We start from the raw sequence: 718 nt of genomic DNA, 5'->3' as shown, positions 1-718 counted from the left end.
CACCATCGTGGCTTTAGCGTGATCGATATTCACGGTGATCTTGAACAGCGTGAACGTGATCAAGCACTGGTGCAATTTGCGAACAAGAGCGTTTCTATTCTTGTGGCAACGGACGTGGCGGCACGAGGTTTGGATGTGGACAATCTTGATGCTGTGTTCAACTTTGAGCTGTCTCGTGACCCAGAAGTGCACGTGCACCGTATTGGCCGTACTGGCCGAGCAGGCAGTAAAGGTTTGGCGTTCAGCTTCTTTGGTGAAAAAGACGGTCTACGTGTTGCTCGTATCGAAGAGTACTTAGAGATGGATGTGGTACCCGCGACCTTGCCAGCGAAATCAAATCAGCAGCCATACCAAGCGAAGATGGTGACCATCAACATTGATGGCGGCAAGAAGCAAAAAGTTCGTCCTGGCGATATTCTTGGTTGTTTGACTGGCAAAAATGGCATCCCAGGTGCGCAAGTGGGCAAGATTCATTTGTTCCCTGTGCGTTCTTACGTTGCTGTAGAAAAGTCTGCCGCGAAGAAAGCATTGCAAATTATCAGTACGGGTAAGATGAAAGGGCGTCAGTTCCGAGCGCGTCTTCTTAAATAGTCATTAGATTGAAAAAAGGCTCTTCGTTGGAAGAGCCTTTTTTGTTTGGTGTGTCTCTTATTCACTGTCTTTTGCTAAACGCGCTTTAATACGGCTTAAGCTGATAGCGGTAATGCCGAGGTAAGCC

Annotated in this window: 1 protein-coding gene; it reads left to right on the top strand. The window is 47.9% G+C overall.

Features of this window, described 5'->3' with window-relative positions; genetic code table 11:
- The coding region (locus R7Z47_RS24820; RefSeq protein WP_318130759.1) for a helicase-related protein at positions 1 to 591 on the top strand (591 nt) is incomplete at its 5' end.
- Positions 592 to 718 lie beyond the last annotated feature (127 nt).

Source organism: Vibrio sp. 1641 (assembly GCF_033339995.1).
In the GTDB taxonomy this organism is placed as follows: Bacteria; Pseudomonadota; Gammaproteobacteria; order Enterobacterales; family Vibrionaceae; genus Vibrio; species Vibrio alginolyticus.
Note: the sequence above shows the minus strand (reverse complement) of the source record. Positions and strands in the feature narration are given on the sequence as shown.